Source organism: Paenibacillus oleatilyticus (assembly GCF_018998565.1).
Lineage (GTDB): Bacteria > Bacillota > Bacilli > Paenibacillales > NBRC-103111 > Paenibacillus_G > Paenibacillus_G oleatilyticus.
The window spans coordinates 1-18,408 of the sequence record NZ_JAHNZO010000043.1 but is presented as its reverse complement, the minus strand read 5'-3'; the positions used below and the strand labels follow the sequence as shown (position 1 = coordinate 18,408).

The window sequence follows — 18,408 nt, the reverse complement described above, 5'->3', positions numbered from 1 at the left end:
GAAAACAGCTCCGAGGTGAGCTCGTACATAAGGGGTTAAGGCATTGGTTTCAGCATCTCCACTGCTCTCTGAACATAAGAGCCCTTATAACTTCGTCCTCTTCATAGCCGATAGTTCTGATGTGTTTTTTTGTATTATATGCCGAATCGATTTTTTAGTCAAGCATCATTCCAACCGAAAAAACGGACGCGTAAACGCCCTTGATCCGGGCCCTCCCGCCCAAGTCGGAGACGGCGTTTGCGGTTTCTTTACACGAAGCCGGACCAAAGACCCTTTCGGAAAGCCCGTTTGCAGGCTTTCCCTACTCATAGCTGCCGATTTCCGTCGCATCAAATAAAGATTTTGTGAATGCCTCCCGTTGGTTTCACAAACAATTCTTGCCAGCTTGACGAAGCAATAACAAACTTTGGTTATGTTAAAAAGGAGCCCCGCGACCAAGAAATGGAGAAAGGCCGACCGAAAATTGGATACACTGAAACTTTTACCAAAGCGAACTCGTCTTCAATCTTGCGGCTTCGGGCCAATACTAGCCATGATGTAGAAAAGTTTACCGTAATGGGTCAAAACGGGGGAGCCGTACGCCGAAGTATATAAAAGACCGAAAAGACAAAAAAAGCGCAACTAAGAAAAAGGAGTGATTTCATGCGAGACCTGCTGCAATCCGCCGTCCTGTCCATCACCTTGATCTCCGGCGCCCTTGCAACCGCTGCAGCCGCTCCTTTTGCCATGGGTTCCGAACTGATGGCAACCAGCATGGGACAAGCCATAAGCCAAGCCTCCACCGCATCCGGCCCGCTCCTGGGCGGCGAAGCCGTGTCGCCGGCCCCGCCGACGGCTATCTCCGGCTCCGCTCCGCAAACGAAGCCGCCGCAAGACGCGGCCGCCAGAAGCGTTCAGCCCCAAACCGACGGCAGTCCGGTGCTGACCTTTCCCGTCATCAGCGATATCCACGTTCAATCGTGGGAGAATGCGTCGCACGAGAAGCTGGTTCGCGTATTGAACGACCTGAACGAAATCAATCCGTCGGCCGACACGCTCGTGATCAACGGGGATTTAACCGAAGGCATGCCCGAGGACTATGCCAAGCTAAAGGAGCTCATGCAAAGCGCGCCGCATCCGGAGAGCGTCTTGTACAATATCGGCAACCACGAGTTTTACAAAGCCTGGTACAGCAGCCGTACCCGTTGGAACCCGGACGGCTTCCCGAACGGAGAAACGGAGCAGGAGTCGATTTCCCGTTTTCTCGCGTTCTCCGGTGAGAACAAGGTCTACCACGAGAAGACGATCAAGGGCTATCACTTTATCTTCCTTGGCTCGGAGCGGTACCGGCAGTCCGACCAGAATAATGCGGAGGACGCTTATTTGTCACCCGAGCAGTTGGAATGGCTGAGGCAGACGCTGAAAAAAGACGCCGGCTCGAACAAGCCGGTCTTCGTCTTCCTGCACCAGCCGCTGCCTGCCACGGTATCGGGAACGCATTTCTGCTGCACGAACAGCCGGGCCGTCATTCAGCACGAGGAGCTGAAGGCGATCTTGTCGCAGTATCCGCAGGTCATCTACTTCAGCAGCCACTCGCACTGGGAGCTGAATCAGCCGGATACGCTGGTGCGGGACGGCTTCACGATGGTCAACACCGCCTCGGTGTCCGAAACGTGGACGAGCGACGGCAAAGGAGCGGAAAAGCTGAAGGGCAGGGAAGAGAGCGAAGGGCTGTACGTCGAGGTGTATCCGGATCGTGTCCGGATCAAGGGCAGGGATTTTTACCGGAAGCAGTGGATTCCGGAAGCGCAGTTTACCGTGCCGGCAGCTCAGAAAAAATAATCAGCAGCCGGCAGGCTATATTTTTTAAGGTCCGGTGAATAAGAACAGGCCGCTCGGCGGCTCGAGCTTGTTGAGAAAGTGGTCTAAACAAAAATAGAGATATATACGTAGGTGGGGTATCCACTGGAGAAGCGATAGCGGCCACCTTTGTCTTCGGGAAATGTCCGCTGATAAGCGGCTTCCAATCAAAATTTCCCGATGACAACAGTGGTCGGAAGTGGATACCTCACCCATTCGTACACCTCTATTCTCCCAATGATCACTTTCTCAACACTCTCAGGCCGCTCGGCGGATTCTTATTCACCGGACCTTTTTTTCGCGAAACGTCCAGTAATAATTAAACAAAAAGTTCGACAGCGGCACGGCAACGACAACGAGACATTGGCCAACGGCATAATGCCAGTGCAGCCGGTCCACGGCCAAATACATCAGACCGGTATTGAGCAGCAGACCCGCGACGGACACGACCGTATATTTGGCAAGCGGCTTCCAGCCCGATGCGGAAGCCTGAAACGTCCAGCGCCGATTCAGCGCGTACGATACCAACAGCACAAGCACGAACCCGAGCGCCGAGGCCGGCACCGGATGCAGCTTCGCCGCTTCGACGAGCACAAACAGCGCCGCAAAATGAAGCGCCGTGCCGAGCAGCCCGACGATGCCGTACCGAAAAAGCAGCCGCAGCGTCATGAAACCTCGCCCACCCGGCGGCTTTCCTCGCCGGCCGCTGCGGACGCTTCGCTGAAGATGCGCTGGCTGACCAAGTACCGCGGCCTTCCCTTCACCTCGTTGTAAATGGAGGCGATGTACTCGCCGATAATGCCGAGTGAAATCATAATGACGCTGCCGATGACCAGCAGCAGCAGGATGACCGTCGTAAAGCCGGTCACCGCGTTGCCGACGATTTTTTGATACAGCGTCTGAACCCCGAGCACGGCGGCGCCGAGCAGGAACACGATCCCGAACAGGCTGACAAATCGCAGCGGAATGGAAGAAAATGCCACCACGGCATTCACCGCCAGCTTCATGAGGCCGAGAAAGCTCCATTGGCTGTGACCGTCCGCCCGCTCCGGCACCTCGAACGAAATCTGCGCCCGGTTGAAGCCGAGCCATGCCGTCATCCCGCGGAAAAACGTGTTCCGCTCCGGCATTTCCCGCCATGCCTGCACGACCTTCCGGTCCAGCAGCTTGAAATCCGACGCGCCGCGCAGATCGAAGCCGGACAGCCGGTTGAGGATGCTGTAGAACAGCGCGGAGCCAACCGCCTTATCCAGCGACTCCTTGCCCCGGTCCTGCTTGACGCATTCTACGATTTCCTTACCTTCCTCGCGCCACAGCCGGACCATCTCGGGAAGCAGCGCCGGCGGGTGCTGCAGGTCAGAGTCCATAATAATGACCGCCCGTCCCAACGCATGCTCCAGCCCGGCGCAGAGCGCCAGCTCCTTGCCGAAATTGCGGCTCAGCCGCAGCGCGGTAAGCCGGGGCGAACGCTGCCCGGACAAAATCAGCTGCTCCCATGTTCCGTCCCGCGAACCGTCATCGATGACGATGATCTCGTAAGAGGCCGTCAGTCGCTTCAGTTCCTCTTCAATATGCTCCAGCGAGCGGTAAATATGAATTTCCTCGTTATAAACCGGTATAATGACGGTAATCTCGGGCTCCGCGCATTCCACGTTTCCCCGCCTCCCTCTTGCTAACGAATCACCTTGTACAATCTCCATTTGCCCCCGAATTCCTTATACAGCTCCGTCCATTCCGTGCCCTTCTCGTAGAAATCTTTGTACGTCCGCTCCTCGGCACTTAGCGCCGAGCTCTTGTCCGGCTTCGCCGTAAGAATAAAATCGACGCCCCGGCCGACCGGGTCTTTCAGCGAAGGAGTAAATTCGAAATCGCTGGTAATCAAAAATTGGTCAGGATGCCTGCTGTTCAGAATGACCGAGTAAGCGGAATACGAATCCATCAAAATGTTGTAGCCGCTAAGCTCCGTATCCAAATAATGGGCAATCTCCTTCTCCACCTGCTGGGAAGCCGCATACTGCGACGCATGCAAAAACTTGTTCTCGTCCGGCGCAATCTGCGGGTTCGTCCAGGCATACCCGAGCACGACGCAGGCTCCCAGCATCCCCGCCAGCACGATTCCGTAATTGACGAAGGACCGTTTCACCCGGGCAAGCTCATACGGCAGCCAGGCCACGGTGATCGGAAACACGTACATGAAATAACGAAACCAGCCGTAAGACGTTCCTTTCATGAGCATGAGGAACTGCAGCGCGACGATCGAGACGAACAGCAACAGCAGCACCAGCAGGTCCCACAGGAACCAGCGCCGGTTCCAGAGCCTCAGCAGCACGACGGAAGCCAGCGGAAGCGAATAATAGGCCGTTTTCTTGGCCACAAACAGCAGACCGAGCAGCGGATTGCCCATCATGTCCACAAAGGTCTGCTCGGTCGCCAGCCCTTGCGCCTGAGCCACGTTCGAGTATTCGGAACGCAGGAAATAAAGCGCGTCCCCCATGATGCTGTAATTGAACCAAAGCCACAGCAGCCCGGAGAATATAACCGGCGCCATGACCATCGACCATGTTCCCTCGATATGGAACAGCTTGTGCAGCATTCCGTACTGCCGCTTTGGCAGGTCGATCCGGGGGTCCGTCGGCGGTATCCGCAGAACGATCAGGATGATGGCCAGAGCGACCGCCGCTCCCAGAGGCACCGCTTCGTATCGGGTCCAGAAAGCGAGCGCCAGCGCAAAGCTTACTTTGATCAGACTGCCGACGCGACGCCCGTAAATCCAGTGCGTCAGATGAATGACCGCATACATGATGAAAAATATAAACGGCGCATCGCTAAGTCCGTTCGCGCCGAACAGGAACATGAACGGGTTGCAGCTGAAGCTCAGGCTCAGCAGCACGGCGAACGCGCGCGACAGCCCGAAATCGACCGCCGCCCGCGCCAGCAGCACCGCCGTCATCCCGGCGAACACGCTGCTCATGAGCACACCGGCCAGCGCCGACGAAGCGAGCTCCGGCAGCCAATGGTACGGCAGCAGAAACAGCAGCTCAATGAGGCTGGGCAGCGGGTTCCACACGAAGCCGATGGCGGCCAGGTGCGGGTCCCGGCTGTAGAGCACGTAGAAGGCGTTTGCCACCCGGCTCATCGCGTCCGAATGCACGTAGCCGATGACGTGGCTCACATAGTAGCCGGCGGCGAATTCCAGCGAGAAAATGAACAAAAACAAGCCCCAATAGACGCTTTTCGGCAAGCGGACCTCCATCGTCAGCCACCTCCCTGCGACACGCCGCCGCCCGGGGCAGACGGATGATTTTGCTTCGCCAGCCCGTGCGTCGTTTTTTCCCAATAAAACGGCTTCGTAATCAGCTGCCAAGCCGCTTTCACGGCCGCAATGCTCATCAGCACCCAATAGATCGGCGTCAACAGCGCGTATTTGACGAGCCCATAGGAGAACGTGCGGTCTCCGCGCTTCTCAAGATCGTGAATAACCCAGTACACTCCCGCAACATTACTGAAGACGAACAGGAAATTGCCGATCAGAAACTCCGCCGCCGCCAAATAATAAATAATGCCGGGGAAAAACTGCGGAATCCAGGCGAGTTTCCAGCCATACCACAGCACCAGCATAATCCAGTAAAACGGATTAAGCAGCGGCAGCATCGGCGTGGCGAGCACCATCACCTGAAAGCCCAAAAATCCTTTCGGCCCGAGCTCCCGCCACAGCCGTACCGGGTTGCGCATATGGACAAGCCACGTCTGCATATATCCCTTGATCCAGCGGGAACGCTGCCGGATCCAGTTGCCGACGCGGCTGTTGGCTTCTTCCCACGTCCGGGAATCGACGATCGCCGTGCTGTAGCCCGATTTGTACAGCCGGATGCCAAGGTCCGCGTCCTCCGTCACGTTGTACGGGTCCCAGGCGTTGATCTCTTTGAGCACCGACATTTTAAAATGGTTCGACGTCCCGCCAAGCGGAATCGGAATATTAAGCTGCATCACGCCGGGCAGCAGCAGCTCGAACCACATGCTGTATTCGTGCGTAAACCAGCGGGTCAGCAGATTCTGATCGCTGTTGAAATAATTGAGCTTGGCTTGAATGCATGCCGTATTCTCCGGGCTTCTCATGAAAGCGGCGTGCACCTTTTTGAGCTGATCGGGATCTGGCCGGTCCTCGGCATCGTAGATGACAACATACTCGCCACGCGCGCGGATCAACCCGTAGTTGCAGGCCTTAGGCTTTGTCTTCGGCAAGCTGTGCGGCACGACGATCGTCGTGTAATAAGGCGGCAGCTTCATCCCTTGCAAAATCTCCTGCGCCTCGATATCGTCCTGCTCGATCAGGAGCCGCACATCCAGCTTCGCCTTCGGGTAATCAAGCTGCTCGATATTGTGCAGCAGGTGCGGGATGACCTCGCTCTCCTTGTACATCGGAACGAGAATCGTATAGACGGGCAGCGTCCGCTCGTCGATGGCGTCGATCTCTTCCTGCTTGAAGCGGATTTGCGCGAAGTCGCGGGTTCCGTACATGATGATCATGAACTTGAACAGCGTCATCGCAAAATAAAACAGCTGCACGGCTATGTTGATGACGATCAACGTATGCAGCCAATCGAGCCCCAAGCTGAGCAGAACGAGGAACGCGCAGATGCCGATGACCGTCAACTGCGGCTTCGTAAACGTGATGTGCGCGGAATTTTGCGGCTGCTCGTCGGCCAGCTTCTGGGTGCTCTCGTGCAGCAGCTCGGACTGGTACGCTTCCTTCCAGAAATATTCCATTTCCTCCCTTGTCGCCAGCACTTGCTGCACCGGCATGCCCAGCATGTTCTCGATCGTAACGACCGCTTCGTCCGTCAGCGGATGGCCGACGGCTACCAGATAGCGATTCGCGTCCTGGTGAATGACGACGGCATCGTACTGCCGGGCCATCGCCTCCGGCAGCTTGTTCACTTCCTCGAACATATATTCCGAACCAATTCGTCCGAGATTGTATTGCGTAGCGATGTGACGGTACAGCTTCTCCGGCTCGATGAAGCGCATCGACATCAAAATGTCGCCGAGCAAGCCGCCGCTCTTGCGTTGAAACTCGAGCGCTCTATCCAGCTGTTCTTTCGTAATGGCGCCGGTTTCGACCAGCATGTCGCCAAGTCGACCCTTGTTTCCTTGCTGATGCAGAATAGGCGCAATGCGCTCCCGCGGAGTGAAGCCCAGCTCCACCAGAATATCGCCCAGACGGCCGCCGAATTTCTGCTGCCGCTCCATCGCCGTTTCGAGCTGCTCAGGGGTCACCAGCCCCTCGGCTACCAGCCGGTCGCCAAGACGCAGCCTGGGCTTGTCCGCAGGCTCATCGTCCAGCTTCGGCTCGAAGCCGGGCCGTTCCATAAGCTCCATCTTCGCTGCGATAAGCTGCTGCACCGTACGATCCTTGCTCTCGATCTGCGCCTTGAGCTCCTGTGCCCGTGCTTGCAGCTCGCCGATCCGCTCCTGCCGCCGGCTCCGCTCCCGGTTCAGCTGTTCTTCCTTCTCCCGGACCTGTGCTTCCAGCTCGTCGACGAACCGGTCGGTCACGCTCTTGCGGAGTCCAAACAGCGTGCGCCCGTACGGCTTTCTCTTTACCCGTTTCTTTGAATCCATTGCCTCAGACCCGCTTCCATACGCTCCAATTCGGTCAATCCCTGCTCTAAGTCGGCGATTTCGTCCAATAGCTCCGTTTCCGTCCGTTCATATGCTGCGCTTTCCTCTTGCTGCCGTTCCTCCAGAAGCTTGAGCTCCGCTTCAAGCGAGGAGACGTATCGGTGTACCTGATCAACTTTATAACCGAACAAAGCCTTGTCTACTCTCACGAGTCTCTCCCCTTATGCATGACATTCCGTAATAATCTCGATCAGATCAAGCGGGTCCAGCGCTTTCAGCCTGGCGCTATCTTCTTCCCCGAGCACGACGCTTCTTCCGACGGCTGCCGGCAGCTCCCGGCCGTTTTGGAACAGACGGCACCTGCCGTGCAGAACGGTCCATGAGACGATACGCCGTACATCGGCAGACGGGGCGGTGACGAGCTCCTCTCCCGCTTCCAGATGAATGCGGCGCGTCGTTACCGAGGTCCCGTCCGGGAAGGCGGAGCTGTCCACCGTCCGCTCGGAGGACGCCTTTTTATCGTTGTTCCTCTCCCGCCCCATGCGATCGAGAGCTTCTTTCAGGCGGGAGCTGCTTTCCTTATGCGTCACCAAAATGCCCTCGGGGCTTGCCGCGACGACGACATCGGACAAGCCAAGCACAATCGTCGGCGCCTCAAGCTCGTTCACTACGTGAACGTTGTCACATTCCTCCCCAATATATCCGGGACCGATCAGAGGCCGATTCATTTCCTCCGTCAGCGCGCACCACGTGCCGAGGTCCTTCCACGGTCCTTCGTATGCGAGCGCCACAATCCGCTCCTCCCGTTCCACGACGGCATAGTCGAAGCTGCGGCTCTCGATCCGGTCGTACGACAAAAGCAGCTCCTCATACGCTTCCGGAAGCCCCACGGCTTTCAGCCGGTCCATTAAATACCCGGCGCGGAAACAAAACACGCCGCAGTTCCAAAGCGCACCTCGTTCGATATAACGAACAGCATCCGACTTCGAAGGCTTCTCGTGAAAAGCGCGGATCGTCAACGCAGTATCGGCTCCGCTGTCCCCCTCCGGGACCATATATCCGTATTTCTGCGACGGAAAATCAGGCCGGACACCCATCAAAGCCAGGTTTGCGCCGGAGCTTGTCAACGTCTCGGGCAGCTGCAGCAGCCTGTCGTAGAACGAATCCTCCGTCCGTCCGTCTACGGGCATAACGATGATCGGCTCGTCACGGGATACGCCGCGATGCGAGCACAGATAAGCGACCGAAAGCAGGATGGCCGCAAACGTATCGCGCTTCTCCGGCTCCAGCACCAGATCCGCTTCGCATCCGAGCTGCTCCTGAATCGTCTCCCGCTGGTTGGCGGAAGTGGCGATAACGGCCGATTGGTGAAGCCCTCTGCTGCCGAGCCTCTTCCATACCTGCTGCAGCATGGAGACCGGGCGCCCCGTTTCGTCATGAAACAACCGTATGAATTGCTTGGAGCGCCGCTCCGTCGACAGCGGCCACAGCCTCGTTCCCGAACCTCCGGACAGCAAAATAATGTTCATCCGTTCACCTGTTTTCCGTGCGAAACAATTCGTTTCGTGTTTTAAGAATACTAGTATAATAGCATAATCGTTTTAAAATTTTATTTAGCAAATATTAGCCAAAAGTCAAAATTTCATAAAAACCGATCCACTTGTTAGCCTTACGTTAATACCAAACAAACACCCCTTGCAAGGACACGGTTGTACGCATCGTTACAAGGGGTGTATTGGGCAGGCCCGGTTGAAAACCGTGCCTTATGCATTCACCTTTTGCTTGGCGGTTTCTGCCAAAGAGTTGAACGCATTGATATCGTTAACGGCGAGATCCGCCAGCATTTTGCGGTTTACTTCGACGCCAGCCAGTTTCAGGCCGTGCATCAGCTTGCTGTAGGAAAGACCGTTTTGACGTGCTGCCGCATTGATCCGCACGATCCACAGTTTGCGGAAATCGCGTTTTTTCTGACGGCGATCACGGTATGCGTAAAGCAAGGATTTCATCACTTGCTCTTTTGCCGTTTTAAACAGTCTATGTTTCGAGCCAAAGTAACCTTTAGCAAGTTTCAATATTTTTTTACGACGACGCGTACGGATAAATCCGCCCTTCACTCTTGCCATGACAATCTACCTCCAGAAATGTTGTAAGTATGCGAATTCGAGACGAACGGGATTACTTAATGTTAGCGAGCTGCTGCTTCAGGCGTCTTACATCGCCCGGATGCATAACCGGATTCGTGCCCAAAACGCGTTTTTGGCGAGCGGATTTGCCGGACAGCAGGTGGTTTTTATACGCTTTGTAGCGTTTTACTTTGCCGGTACCTGTAATTTTGAAGCGATCTTTCAAGCTGCTGTGAGTTTTCATTTTTGGCATGGGGTGTTCCTCCTTAAAGAATGAGATTTTACTGTTGCTGCTGCTTCGACGCCAAGATCATGATCATGCTCCGGCCTTCCAGCTTCGGCTTGCGCTCAACGATGCACAGCTCTTCCACTTCGGCTGCCATGCGCTCCAGAACGCGTTGACCGATATCGGCATGAGCGATCTCGCGGCCGCGAAAACGGACGGACAGCTTTACTTTATCGCCATCGTTCAGGAATTTCACAACGTTGCGCAGTTTCGTTTGGAAATCGTGCTCGTCAATCGTCGCGCTCAGACGAATTTCTTTCAGCTCGACGATCTTTTGATTCTTACGGGCTTCTTTCTCTTTCTTCTGCGTTTCGTAACGGAATTTACCGTAGTCCATAATCCGGCAAACCGGCGGTTTCGCCGTAGGCGCCACGTTCACCAAGTCCAGATTCTGATCAAGCGCAATTTGCAGCGCTTCGCGGATCGGCTTGATGCCGAGCTGTTCTCCGTTCGCATCAATCAAACGAACTTCTCTCGCCCGAATTTCATCGTTAATCATGTGCTCTGTACTGATAACCTGCCACCTCCAAAAAATTTTACAAAAAAAATACGCGGGCGTTAAACGCCCACGTTTGGTTTTAGGTCCAATGGTGACTGGTCCGTTCGAAAACGGATCAATCAAACAAAGTCACTCTCAGTCATAACCAGCCAACCAAGGTCGGACAGGTGAGAAGCGGGCGCTTCTTCTTTTGCACTAAATTAATATACCATTGCCATTGACTATAGTCAACAGCGAATTCTGATTTTTTTAGCGGCTTGCGCTAGCTGGCCTGCTTGCTCTGCATATCCTCGAGCCGGATGACGCGGGTATGCTCGGTATGGCTCCACTGCTTGTTGTTTTGCGTGAAAAACGCGTAGAACGTGATCGGCCACCAGGACAGCAGGAAGAGCGGGAACGTAATCAGGTACTTATACGATTTCCAAGGCGCTTTCTCCAAAATCAGCGCGATCACAAACTGGGCGTACGTTAACACCGAGAATATCGCAAAGAAGCTCGGCGCAATCTGGAACAAGGAACTAAAGTTCGGAACGCCCGGAAGCGTCATATCGATCCACAGCACCACGGTAACGATCGAACCGATGAACAGGTTGTAAACGTTGAGCGCATAAACGGCCGTATCGATCTTCGCCCAGCTGCCTTCCTTGATCCCTTTCCAGAACAGCGGGAAGAAGTAGCGTCTGGCCACGTTGAAATGGCCTTGCATCCAGCGGAGCCGCTGGCGCGCCGAAGCTTTGAACGTGAGCGGCTTCTCGTCGTACACTCTCGCGTAATAGTTGAACGTCGGATTGACGCCGCGCATCACGCAGCGCATCGTAAACTCCAGGTCCTCGACGAGGCTTGTCGCCCCCCAGCCGATTTCCTTCAGCAGGCTCGATTCGAAGCACATTCCCGTGCCGCCCAAATAGTTGGCCAGACCAAGGTTGGTCCGCGGCAGCTGCCAAAGACGGTTACAGTACCAGTAGGTTACCGCGTAAGCGGCAGTGATCCAGGAATCGTGCGGATTCTTCGTATCCAGATAAGCCTGAATAACCTTGGAACCGTTGCACAAGTCGTTGTTCATATGCTGCAGGTAATCCGTGCTGACGAGGTTGTCGGCGTCGAACATGACGACGGCATCGTACTCGCGCGGCATTTTCCACAGCTCTTTGAGCATCCACTCGATCGCGTAGCCTTTGCCTCTCAGCTTCGGATTGTTGCGTTCGCAGGCGTGCACGCCCATGTCGCGGGCGATCTGAGCCGTATTGTCGGTGCAGTTATCGCAAATCACGAATATATCATATAGTTCTTTCGGATAGTCAAGATTCTTCAAGTTCTCGATAAGCGCCCCGACAACCTGCTCCTCATTGTGAGCCGCTACAAGAACGGCAAACGTTTTTTGAGGCGCATGATCAATTTGATTTTTGCGGCGGTACCAACCGAAAAACGTCAGAACCAGCTGGTAGGCTCCAATCATAGCCAAAACAATCTGGAGGCCTAACAGAATACTGTCCAACATGAAACATCCCCCTTTTTTTGTATGTACCCCTTATGTCTGTTTCTCTTAGCGCCTTCAAAAATTTTTTCGATGGTGTGGATTAGATTACGAGGGTCGCCGAATATGATTTTCCTCTCTTTGGTCCGATTTGTCAAAACCGCCAAGTGGCTTCCTGCGGCCGGATCTTTGTTTTTCCGGGAAATTCGGCAGGAATTCCGGCAAGACTCTTTACTATCCATCTTTTTACGTCTTATTTTCATCGATTTTCAAACTTTTTATAAGCGCCAGCTGGAAAAAACTTTCTGAAACCCCAAACGGAAAAGCGGTCATTTGGAAAAGACGGCCTCCTTCTGCCGCATTGTCCCGGCTTCGCGCACGACTTGGCAATAGCTCTGGTACAGCCTGTGGAAAATCGCATCCCGAGACTGCCGTAAGCTGTAAGCCCGTCCGGCTTGACCGAGCCTTGCGCCCAGCCCGCGGTCCTCGTACAGCCGGAGCATCGCTTCGGCGAAATCCGGCACGTTCTCCGGTCTGCAGAGCAGCCCGGTTTCCTCATGCACGATCGATTCCCCGATGCCTCCGGCATCCGCGCCGACAACCAGCGTCCCGCAAGCCATCGCTTCCAGCACGACATTGCCGAACGTTTCCGTCGCCGACGGAAACACAAAGACATCCGCAGCGGCGTACAAGTCGCTCAGTTCCTTTCCTTGGCGGAAGCCCGTAAAAGTCACGTCTTCCCTGCCCGCAAGCTGCTCCCGCATGGGCCGCAGCAGAGGCCCGTCCCCGGTCACGATCAAGTGCGACCGGCTGCGCACCTCGCCCGGAAGCGAATCGAACGCGCGAAGAAGAACATCGACGCTTTTCTCCGGCGCCAACCTCCCGACATATAATATAACGAATGTGGACGGGGAAAGGTTGCAAGTCCGCAGCACTTCTTCCCGGTTGACAAACGGGTGAAACCGGTTCATTTCCACACCGCGGGACCAAATTTCCAGCGATTTCAGTCCTTTTTCCTGCAAATGCCGGAGCGTCGAACGGGACGGAACATAAATTTTGCGGCAATCCTGGTGAAACCACAGCATGTATTTCCAGAGCAGCGGCTCCATCCATTGCAGCTTATAATAAACAAGGTATTGATCGAAGTGGGTATGGTACGAGGCAACGACCGGCACCTGATGGCGCTTGGCATACTGAAGCCCGATCCATCCCAAATTAAACGGCGTGGCGACATGAATCAGGTCGGGAGCGAACGCCTTCAGCGACTTGGCCAGGTTGACCGGATTAGGGATAGCCATACGGCACTCCGGATACAATAAGAAGGGAATGCTGCCAAATCTTTCTACCAACCATTGATCGGATTCGGCTGCCGATTGACTATGCGGCGCAAACACTTTGCAAGCCACTCCGCGCACTTCAAGAAACTTAACCCACCTGCCGAGCGTCTTCGCTACCCCGTTCACGTCCGGTACGAACGTATCCGTAAATAGGGCTACTCTCATGTTTAACCTCCTCCAAGTTTTGTGAAACATCAACTATTAAAAAGTTGGTGGAAACAAAACTACATCGGAAGCATTGGCCTGTACAAGCGCACAAAACAGGCCTTTTTTGAAACCAAACCGGTACCGGAAGCGTTTATGTTGTATGAAAACGAAGCTTTTCAGAGCATGGAATGCAACCTTCGCTTTAGCACATTTTTCAAAAATTATTTCATCGTTGAAGGGGAAGCCGAACGGCCGTCGTCAAAAGTGATTGTAACGAGGCAATGTTAGCGCAGCATCAATGGAAGATTAAATTTACCTTTTATATTGTTTTTATATTCCTATAACATTTGCCCCCTACACTTATATATGAGCTGGCCAGACAGCTTATCCCACACTGCAAGGAGGCGTTGTTCCCTTGAGCCGTGTCGTTTCGTGGCTGCAAAAGCATGAGCACCGGATGTTTTTCTTCGTGAACCAACGTATTCAGCACTCTGCGCTGGATTACTTTTTTAATGCGATCACCCACCTGGGGGGCGCTACGGCTATGATTATCATCGCGCTCTGCGTCGCTCTGTTTACGGAGGGGGTATGGAGAATAGCCGGTATCGAGAGCTGTATCGCCCTGGCGGTCAGTCATGTGCCCGTCGCGATCATTAAGAAGAAATATCCGCGGCTTCGGCCTTATCTCGTGCTGAAAGGCACACACACATGCAAAAAACCGTTAACGGATCATTCGTTCCCGTCCGGCCATACGACGGCCGTATTCTCCGTAACCGTGCCGCTCATGCTCGTTCATTCGTGGATCGCTATTATTTTGCTTCCTGTTGCATCACTCGTCGGTCTGTCGCGTATATATCTAGGACTCCACTACCCGTCCGACTGTTTGGCCGGGCTGCTGATCGGAACCGTAACGGCCCTGTCGGCCGTTGCAATTTTGGGCTAAAAGCATTAATGTTAATTTTGTGTAAATTCCATTTGGTACAAGGTTGGGTGAAGCGCCTATGCGTAAAAAGAGGGTCTTGTTATTATCCGAAGGCTTCGGCGCCGGTCACACGCAAGCGGCTCACGCACTGTCCGACAGCCTTCGCATGCTCTCGCCCGAAGTCCAGACTCGCGTACTTGAGCTCGGCACGTTTCTGCATCCGACGCTGGCTCCATGGATTCTTACCGCTTACCGCAAGACCGTGTCGACTCAACCCAAACTTTATGGGCTGATGTATCGTTCCCAATACAAAAAATCGTTAAACCGTTTTACCCAGCTTGCGCTTCATCGTATCTTTTATGCGCAGGCTGCCGAAGTCATCCATCAACTGCGTCCGGATACGATCGTATGCACGCATCCGTTCCCGAGTGCGGTCATCTCCCGCTTGAAGCGTTCCGGTTTGAACGTGCCGCTATGCACCGTAATCACCGATTACGACGCTCACGGCACCTGGGTTAGTCCCGAAGTGAACACGTATCTGGTGTCGACCCCGGACGTCAAAGAAAAGCTGCTCAGCCGCGGAATACCGTCCGAAACGGTAAAGGTGACGGGCATTCCGATTCATCCGAACTTCTGGGAGCAGCACAACCGGGAAGAGCTTCGCAGCCGCTTCGGCCTGTCGACCTTGCCTACGGTGCTCGTGATGGGCGGCGGCTGGGGACTGGTGAAGGACGAAGGATTCCTGCAGCACTTGACCACTTGGCGCGACCGGATCCAGCTTGTCGTCTGTCTCGGAAACAACGAGAAAGCGCTGGCGGAGCTGGCCGAGGACGAGCGTTTCCGGCATCCGAACATCCGTCTGCTCGGGTTCACCAAAGAAATCGACAAATGGATGGACGTCTCCGACCTGCTCATTACGAAACCGGGAGGCATGACCTGCACGGAAGGGCTTGCCAAAGGAATCCCGATGCTGTTCTACAAGCCGATCCCGGGACAGGAAGAGGAAAACCTGCAGTATTTCACGCAGCATGGCTTGGGAGAGCCGATCAAATCGGCAGAGACCATAGATCATTGGTTCCAGCTTCTGACCAACAAGGTGTTCGAAATGCGCCAAACCCGTGCCGGACTGGCGCGGAGAGAGGGCGCATACAATCCCGCCCAATGCTCCCAAGCGATCATCGAAGTGCTGGCGCGCTAAAAAAGGCAAAAGCCTTGTGGCTCCAAATGTGGGCGCACAAGGCTTTTTCGTTGGTTTTATTGGTCTGCTTCGTCTTCCGCACCTGTTTCGGGCTCCTGCCGTTCGGACAGCTGCTTCTGATGCGCAGCAAGCGCTTCTTTCCCGATCACGGCTTCCAGCCGGTAAATCGGCATCCCCTGCTTGTAGAATTTCGTTTCGTATTCCGTCATGATTAAATCCGTCCGCGCTTCTTCCGCATGAAGATCAAGCGAAATGTTACGCATGCGAAGCCCCAAATCGGCAAACGAGTTAAGCGAAAACTCAAACAGCGAACGGGAATCCGTTTTGAAATGAATTTCTCCCCGCTCATTCAGGATTGACTGATATTTATAAACAAAGTTCGCATGGGTCAGCCTGCGGCGGGCATGTCTTTTTTTCGGCCAAGGATCGCTGAAATTAAGATAGATCCTCTCCAACTCGCCCGCGGCGAAAATGTTTTCGATCAGCTCGATGTTAAAACGCGCGAGCCGCAGATTGGACAAGTCGCCGCCATGCTCCTCGCGGGAAGCATGCGCCTTCTCGCCAGCCCGGCGGACAAGCTCGTCGTACATGTCGACACCTATGTAATTGATGTGCGGATTGAGGGCGCTCAGCTCGCTAATAAACCGCCCCTTGCCCATTCCGAGCTCCACATGGATAGGACGGTCGTTGCCGAACAGCTCGGCCCACCGGCCCTTGTACGGCTCCGGCTCCAGCACGACCAGCTCCGGCTGCGCCTCCAGCGCTTCCCTGATTCCTTTACGTCCTCTTAACCGCATAGATCAACCTTCCTCCAACCGCTTGCGCATCGTACCGCGCGTTTTTGTCTTGATCGATTATACTCCAGAAGACCGGGAATGAAAAGACCGGCCCGTGCCGCAAAGGCGAATGGACCGGTCAGGAGGCTGGTTAAAAACGTTATTTGCGGAACTCGCCTTCGTCGCGGTTCCGGTTGCGCAGACCGGCTAGCCCCAGCAAGCCCAGCAAACCAAGCCAGCCCCAGTTGGCGCCATTGTTGTTGCCAGCGGCGGTCGCACGATACGTGTTGGTGTTATAATTGCCGCCGTATCCGTAACCCGTACGGTCGGTGGTACCGGTGTACGTATTCATGCGATCCAGCATGTTGTAGTTATAATTAGTTCCTGTTGTCGTACCGGTTGCGGCCCCGGTAGTCGTACCGGTTGTGCCTGTAGTCGTACCCGTCGTTGTGCCAGTAGTGCCTGTAGTCGTGCCTGCTGTTGTACCTGTTGTGCCTGTTGTCGTACCTGCTGTGCCTGTCGTCGTACCTGTGCCCGTCGTTCCATAGGTCGAAGTGGTTCCATACGTAGACGAAGTCCCGGTTCCCGTGGCCACCGTTTCCGCATAGGCTTGCCCCCCCGTACCAATAGCAGCCGTCAGAGCGAGCGCAAGCACCGTTTTCCCGAACTTGTTCATGGTATGATTATATCTCCCTTCTCAAGCTGGATTGGTTTTTAACGCCTTGCAACCTTAGCATAGGCCAAGCGATGTTTTCTTATCCCGTTCTAGGGCAGGAGGGTTTTGTCAAGGACTAAGTTCGCTTTTGAGGCCATTTTTCGGTACAATATATATTGTAATGCTCAGCGAAAGAGCCGATTCGAGTCTATTCGAGCTTTATCGATTTTTTATAAAAGGAGTTTCGCCTGATGAAGCAAGCTGAAATCATCCGACCGCCATTATGGGGCGATAAACGTTTTCATACATGGAACTACGAAATGCGGCAGCAGTTCGGTGGCAAGGTATTCAAAGTCATGCTGGATGCCGGATTCACTTGTCCGAACCGCGACGGGACGATAGCCGCCGGTGGCTGCACGTTTTGCAGCGCGCGGGGCTCCGGCGATTTTGCCGGAAGCCGCCGGGACGATCTGGTGACACAGTTCAACAAAATCCGCGATTTGCAGCATCAAAAATGGCCGGAAGCGCAATATATCGGCTATTTTCAAGCCTATACCAATACGTATGCTCCGGTTGAGGAGCTCCGCGAATATTATGAAGCGATTTTGCAGCAGCCCGGCGTGGTCGGCTTATCGATCGCCACAAGGCCGGATTGCCTGCCGGACGATGTCGTCGATTATTTGGCCGAGCTGAACGAACGGACGTACTTGTGGGTCGAAATGGGTCTGCAGACGATCCACGAACGGACGTCGGAGCTGATCAACCGGGCGCACGATACGCAGTGCTACTTGGATGCGGTCGCGAAGCTTCGGGCCCGAGGCATCCGGGTCTGCGCGCATATCATTTACGGTCTGCCCCAGGAAACGCACGAGATGATGCTGGAAACTGGTCACGCCGTCGCACGGATGGACGTGCAGGGCATCAAGATTCATCTGCTCCACTTGATGCGCAAAACGCCGATGGTGAAGCAGTATGAAGCCGGTCTGCTGCGGTTTCTGGAAAAAGACGAATACGTGTCGCTCGTCGTCGATACGCTGGAATTTCTACCGCCGGAGATGATCGTTCACCGGCTGACCGGGGACGCGCCCCGGGATTTGTTGATCGGACCGATGTGGAGCTTGAAAAAGTGGGAGGTGCTCAACGCCTTCGACGAAGAGCTGCGCAGACGCGATACGTGGCAAGGAAAAAAGTGGCCGCACGGCGCACAAGGTTCCGGTTCGGGATTGGCCTGAACCGGGGAGGCGCCAGGCTCGGGGACCGGTAAGACCGCCCGGCACCCGGCGGCCCGCGGGAGGAGTGAGGAACGATGAACGGCAAACGGAGAGTCGTTTGCTTCATGCTCGGGGCCACGGCATGTCTCGCGGCCGGCTGCACGGACGATCCGGCGACGCCGACGCCGCCGGTCAATGTGGCCCCCGCCCCGACGGAGGACGGGGCGAAGGTACCGCCGCCGAAGGCGGAGGCGAACGCCCCCGGCGGGGCGGTCGGCTCCGCCGTCCCGGGCGGCGCAGGCAGCGGCGAAGCCGGGAG

At 55.1% G+C, this 18,408-nt stretch carries 18 protein-coding genes; 5 read left to right on the top strand and 13 right to left on the bottom strand.

What is annotated here, in order from left to right:
* The first annotated feature begins 642 nt into the window (after positions 1–642).
* Positions 643–1,821, top strand: a complete 1,179-nt coding sequence (locus tag KQX66_RS33685; protein ID WP_216797937.1) for a metallophosphoesterase family protein — start codon at positions 643–645, stop codon at positions 1,819–1,821.
* Positions 1,822–2,121: 300 nt separating this feature from the next.
* Here the strand turns inward: KQX66_RS33685 and KQX66_RS33680 are convergent, their stop codons facing one another.
* From KQX66_RS33680 to KQX66_RS33630, 11 genes are all read right to left on the bottom strand, one after another.
* Entirely contained in the window at positions 2,122–2,508 is a 387-nt protein-coding gene (locus KQX66_RS33680) for a GtrA family protein (RefSeq protein ID WP_216797936.1), read from the bottom strand.
* Complete coding sequence (locus KQX66_RS33675) at positions 2,505–3,491, bottom strand: glycosyltransferase family 2 protein (protein WP_216797935.1); 987 nt, start codon at positions 3,489–3,491, stop codon at positions 2,505–2,507. Before KQX66_RS33675 ends, KQX66_RS33680 begins: the two co-directional genes overlap by 4 nt.
* Before the next feature lie 20 nt (positions 3,492–3,511).
* Positions 3,512–5,092 (bottom strand): ArnT family glycosyltransferase, encoded by a 1,581-nt coding sequence (locus KQX66_RS33670; protein ID WP_216797934.1) that lies wholly within the window; start codon positions 5,090–5,092, stop codon positions 3,512–3,514.
* A gap of 2 nt (positions 5,093–5,094) precedes the next feature.
* Positions 5,095–7,461 (bottom strand): cyclic di-GMP-binding domain-containing protein, MshE-related, encoded by a 2,367-nt coding sequence (locus KQX66_RS33665; RefSeq protein ID WP_216797933.1) that lies wholly within the window; start codon positions 7,459–7,461, stop codon positions 5,095–5,097.
* Positions 7,440–7,670 carry a hypothetical protein gene (locus tag KQX66_RS33660; RefSeq protein ID WP_216797932.1) on the bottom strand — a complete coding sequence of 77 codons (231 nt, stop codon included), beginning with the start codon at positions 7,668–7,670 and terminating at the stop codon, positions 7,440–7,442. The genes KQX66_RS33665 and KQX66_RS33660 overlap by 22 nt, the downstream gene beginning before the upstream one ends.
* A 12-nt stretch (positions 7,671–7,682) precedes the next feature.
* Positions 7,683–8,990 (bottom strand): sugar phosphate nucleotidyltransferase, encoded by a 1,308-nt coding sequence (locus KQX66_RS33655; protein ID WP_216797931.1) that lies wholly within the window; start codon positions 8,988–8,990, stop codon positions 7,683–7,685.
* A gap of 234 nt (positions 8,991–9,224) precedes the next feature.
* A complete protein-coding gene (gene rplT / locus KQX66_RS33650; RefSeq protein WP_025849278.1) occupies positions 9,225–9,584 on the bottom strand; it encodes a 50S ribosomal protein L20 in 360 nt (119 codons plus the stop codon).
* 52 nt (positions 9,585–9,636) lie between these two features.
* The gene (rpmI, locus tag KQX66_RS33645; RefSeq protein WP_025849277.1) at positions 9,637–9,837 is read right to left on the bottom strand and encodes a 50S ribosomal protein L35; all 201 of its coding nucleotides are present in this window, start codon (positions 9,835–9,837) and stop codon (positions 9,637–9,639) included.
* Positions 9,838–9,865: 28 nt separating this feature from the next.
* Positions 9,866–10,369: a translation initiation factor IF-3 gene (infC, locus tag KQX66_RS33640; protein WP_216797930.1), complete on the bottom strand. Its 504-nt coding sequence runs from the start codon at positions 10,367–10,369 to the stop codon at positions 9,866–9,868.
* Between the two features lie 262 nt (positions 10,370–10,631).
* On the bottom strand, positions 10,632–11,867 hold the full coding sequence (locus KQX66_RS33635; RefSeq protein ID WP_216797929.1) for a glycosyltransferase family 2 protein: 1,236 nt from the start codon (positions 11,865–11,867) through the stop codon (positions 10,632–10,634).
* Positions 11,868–12,172: 305 nt separating this feature from the next.
* Positions 12,173–13,345, bottom strand: coding sequence for a glycosyltransferase family 4 protein (locus KQX66_RS33630; protein ID WP_216797928.1), 1,173 nt, complete (start codon positions 13,343–13,345; stop codon positions 12,173–12,175).
* A 397-nt stretch (positions 13,346–13,742) separates the two neighbouring features.
* Here KQX66_RS33630 and KQX66_RS33625 point away from each other — a divergent pair, with 397 nt between their 5' ends.
* Together KQX66_RS33625 and KQX66_RS33620 are read left to right on the top strand one after the other, a co-directional pair.
* Positions 13,743–14,270 (top strand): phosphatase PAP2 family protein, encoded by a 528-nt coding sequence (locus tag KQX66_RS33625; RefSeq protein ID WP_216797927.1) that lies wholly within the window; start codon positions 13,743–13,745, stop codon positions 14,268–14,270.
* A 58-nt stretch (positions 14,271–14,328) separates the two neighbouring features.
* Entirely contained in the window at positions 14,329–15,447 is a 1,119-nt protein-coding gene (locus tag KQX66_RS33620; RefSeq protein WP_216797926.1) for an MGDG synthase family glycosyltransferase, read from the top strand.
* Positions 15,448–15,503: 56 nt separating this feature from the next.
* On the opposite strand, the gene trmB is transcribed toward KQX66_RS33620, so the two are convergent.
* On the bottom strand, positions 15,504–16,244 hold the full coding sequence (trmB, locus tag KQX66_RS33615; RefSeq protein ID WP_216797925.1) for a tRNA (guanosine(46)-N7)-methyltransferase TrmB: 741 nt from the start codon (positions 16,242–16,244) through the stop codon (positions 15,504–15,506).
* Positions 16,245–16,383: 139 nt separating this feature from the next.
* Positions 16,384–16,899, bottom strand: a complete 516-nt coding sequence (locus KQX66_RS33610; protein ID WP_216797924.1) for a WGxxGxxG-CTERM domain-containing protein — start codon at positions 16,897–16,899, stop codon at positions 16,384–16,386.
* Positions 16,900–17,129: 230 nt separating this feature from the next.
* Here KQX66_RS33610 and mnmL point away from each other — a divergent pair, with 230 nt between their 5' ends.
* Positions 17,130–18,110, top strand: a complete 981-nt coding sequence (gene mnmL, locus KQX66_RS33605; protein ID WP_216797923.1) for a tRNA modification radical SAM protein MnmL/YtqA — start codon at positions 17,130–17,132, stop codon at positions 18,108–18,110.
* A 74-nt stretch (positions 18,111–18,184) separates the two neighbouring features.
* The coding region (locus KQX66_RS33600) for a hypothetical protein (protein WP_438804220.1) at positions 18,185–18,408 on the top strand (224 nt) is incomplete at its 3' end.

Coding starts and splice junctions, on each gene's coding strand:
- KQX66_RS33685 (WP_216797937.1), top strand. CDS start 643: ATGCGAGACCTGCTGCAATCCGCCGTCCTGTCCATCACCTTGATCTCC.
- KQX66_RS33680 (WP_216797936.1), bottom strand. CDS start 2,508: ATGACGCTGCGGCTGCTTTTTCGGTACGGCATCGTCGGGCTGCTCGGC.
- KQX66_RS33670 (WP_216797934.1), bottom strand. CDS start 5,092: ATGGAGGTCCGCTTGCCGAAAAGCGTCTATTGGGGCTTGTTTTTGTTC.
- KQX66_RS33665 (WP_216797933.1), bottom strand. CDS start 7,461: ATGGATTCAAAGAAACGGGTAAAGAGAAAGCCGTACGGGCGCACGCTG.
- KQX66_RS33655 (WP_216797931.1), bottom strand. CDS start 8,990: ATGAACATTATTTTGCTGTCCGGAGGTTCGGGAACGAGGCTGTGGCCG.
- rplT (WP_025849278.1), bottom strand. CDS start 9,584: ATGGCAAGAGTGAAGGGCGGATTTATCCGTACGCGTCGTCGTAAAAAA.
- rpmI (WP_025849277.1), bottom strand. CDS start 9,837: ATGCCAAAAATGAAAACTCACAGCAGCTTGAAAGATCGCTTCAAAATT.
- infC (WP_216797930.1), bottom strand. CDS start 10,369: ATGATTAACGATGAAATTCGGGCGAGAGAAGTTCGTTTGATTGATGCG.
- KQX66_RS33635 (WP_216797929.1), bottom strand. CDS start 11,867: ATGTTGGACAGTATTCTGTTAGGCCTCCAGATTGTTTTGGCTATGATT.
- KQX66_RS33630 (WP_216797928.1), bottom strand. CDS start 13,345: ATGAGAGTAGCCCTATTTACGGATACGTTCGTACCGGACGTGAACGGG.
- KQX66_RS33620 (WP_216797926.1), top strand. CDS start 14,329: ATGCGTAAAAAGAGGGTCTTGTTATTATCCGAAGGCTTCGGCGCCGGT.
- trmB (WP_216797925.1), bottom strand. CDS start 16,244: ATGCGGTTAAGAGGACGTAAAGGAATCAGGGAAGCGCTGGAGGCGCAG.
- KQX66_RS33610 (WP_216797924.1), bottom strand. CDS start 16,899: ATGAACAAGTTCGGGAAAACGGTGCTTGCGCTCGCTCTGACGGCTGCT.
- mnmL (WP_216797923.1), top strand. CDS start 17,130: ATGAAGCAAGCTGAAATCATCCGACCGCCATTATGGGGCGATAAACGT.